This is a genomic window from uncultured Aquincola sp. (assembly GCF_964001545.1).
Classification (GTDB): Bacteria; Pseudomonadota; Gammaproteobacteria; order Burkholderiales; family Burkholderiaceae_C; genus Aquincola.
In genome coordinates this window covers 1-2,066 of sequence record NZ_CAXFDV010000436.1, presented here as the reverse complement: position 1 = coordinate 2,066, position 2,066 = coordinate 1, and the positions used below count along the sequence as shown (strand labels likewise).

Annotated in this window: 2 protein-coding genes; both read left to right on the top strand. The window is 68.6% G+C overall.

Annotated elements, in window-relative coordinates:
• Positions 1–69: 69 nt before the first annotated feature.
• The gene (lysS, locus tag ABNT58_RS14865) at positions 70–1,575 is read left to right on the top strand and encodes a lysine--tRNA ligase (RefSeq protein WP_348754237.1); all 1,506 of its coding nucleotides are present in this window, start codon (positions 70–72) and stop codon (positions 1,573–1,575) included.
• A gap of 15 nt (positions 1,576–1,590) precedes the next feature.
• Positions 1,591–2,066: pyridoxamine 5'-phosphate oxidase family protein (locus ABNT58_RS14860; protein ID WP_348754236.1), on the top strand; the 476-nt coding region annotated here is incomplete at its 3' end.

The window sequence follows — 2,066 nt, the reverse complement described above, 5'->3', positions numbered from 1 at the left end:
CACCTAGAATCCCCAGCCCCTGGCGCCCTTCGCGCGCTCTTCGCGCCCCCTCTTTTCGGCCCCCTTCGCATGACCGACCAAGCCACCCCCACGCCCGCCGCCGATGACAACAAGCTGATCGCCGAGCGCCGCGAGAAACTCGCCGCGATCCGACGCGAGGGGGTCGCCTTCCCCAACGACTTCAAACCCGGCGAGCGCGCCGCCGATCTGCAGCAGCGCCACAGCCAGACGCCCAACGAAGAGCTGGAGCCGCAGGCCGTGGCGGTGTCGCTGGCCGGCCGCATGATGCTCAAGCGGGTGATGGGCAAGGCGAGCTTCTGCACACTGCAGGACGCCACCGGCCGCATCCAGCTCTTCGTGGCGCGCGACAACGTGGGCGACGAGGTGTACGCCGCCTTCAAGCACTGGGACCTGGGCGACATCCTGGGCGCCGAAGGCACGCTGTTCCGCACCAAGACCGGCGAGCTGTCGGTCAAGGTGACCACGCTGCGCCTGCTGACCAAGAGCCTGCGCCCGCTGCCCGACAAGTTCCATGGCATGGCCGACCAGGAACAGAAGTACCGCCAGCGCTACGTCGACCTGATCACCGACGACGAGGCCCGCGCCCGCTTTGCCGCGCGCAGCAAGACACTGTCGGCCATCCGCCAGTTCATGGTGGAGCACCGCTTCATGGAAGTGGAAACGCCGATGCTGCACCCGATTCCGGGCGGCGCCAACGCACGGCCCTTCATCACCCACCACAACGCGCTCGACCAGGAGATGTTCCTGCGCATCGCGCCCGAGCTGTACCTCAAGCGGCTGATCGTCGGCGGCTTCGAGCGGGTGTTCGAGATCAACCGCAGCTTCCGCAACGAAGGCATCAGCGTCCGGCACAACCCGGAATTCACGATGATGGAGTTCTATGCGGCCTACTGGAACCATCACGACCTGATGGACTTCACCGAAGAGGTGCTGCGCCATGCCGCCCGCCAGGCCACCGGCTCGGCCGCCATCAGCTACGCCGGCAAGCCGGTGCACCTGGACCAGCCCTTCGCCCGCCTGACGGTGCGCGACTCGCTGGTGGCGCATGCCGGCCTCAGCCCCGAAGAAGCGGTGGACGCCGAGGTGCTGCGCGCCCGCCTGAAGGCCGCCGGCGAAGAAGCCCCCGCCCACTGGAAGCTGCCCGAGCTGCAGTTCGGCCTGTTCGAGGCGGTGGTGGAAGAAAAGCTCTGGCAGCCCACCTTCATCATCGACTACCCGGTGGAAGTGAGCCCGCTGGCCCGCGCGTCCGATGCCGACCCGTCGATCACCGAGCGCTTCGAGCTGTTCATCACCGGCCGCGAGTACGCCAACGGCTTCTCGGAGCTGAACGACGCCGAGGACCAGGCCGCGCGCTTCCAGGCCCAGGCCGCCAACAAGGAAGCCGGTGACGAAGAGGCGATGTACTACGACGCCGACTTCATCCGCGCGCTGGAATACGGCATGCCGCCCACCGGCGGCTGCGGCATCGGCATCGACCGCCTGGTGATGCTGCTGACCGATTCGCCCAGCATCCGCGACGTCATCCTGTTCCCGGCACTGCGCCGCGAAGGCTGAAGCAAGGAACCAGCGGTGTTTTCGTCCCGCATCGAATCCCTGCACATCCTGGAGGCGGCCTGCTGGCAGGAACTGCAGCGCGCCGCCACCGATCGCCAGCACGGCTGGCGGCTGATGACGCTGGCCACCGTCAATGGCGACGAGGCCGACGCCCGCAGCGTGGTGCTGCGCGAAGCCCGCCGCGGCCCGCAGGAGCTGGTTTTCTACACCGACGCCCGTGCCGGCAAGGTGCAGCAGATCGCCCACCAGCCCAAGGGCACGCTGGTGATGTGGTCGCGCGAGCTGGCCTGGCAGCTGCGGCTGCGTGTGCAGCTGAGCGTGGACACCGACGGCCCCGATGTGGCCCAGCGCTGGGCCGAAGTGCGGCGCACAAGATCCGCCGCCGACTACCTGGCCGGCGTGGCGCCGGGCAGCGAGTTGCCCACGCCGCTGGTGCCGGAGCGCGCTGCGCGCGAGCATTTCGGCGTGGTGACGGCGCGGGTGCTGTCCCT

Bases quoted from the DNA above. Each gene is read 5' to 3' on its own strand.
- lysS (WP_348754237.1), top strand. From the start codon at position 70: ATGACCGACCAAGCCACCCCCACGCCCGCCGCCGATGACAACAAGCTG.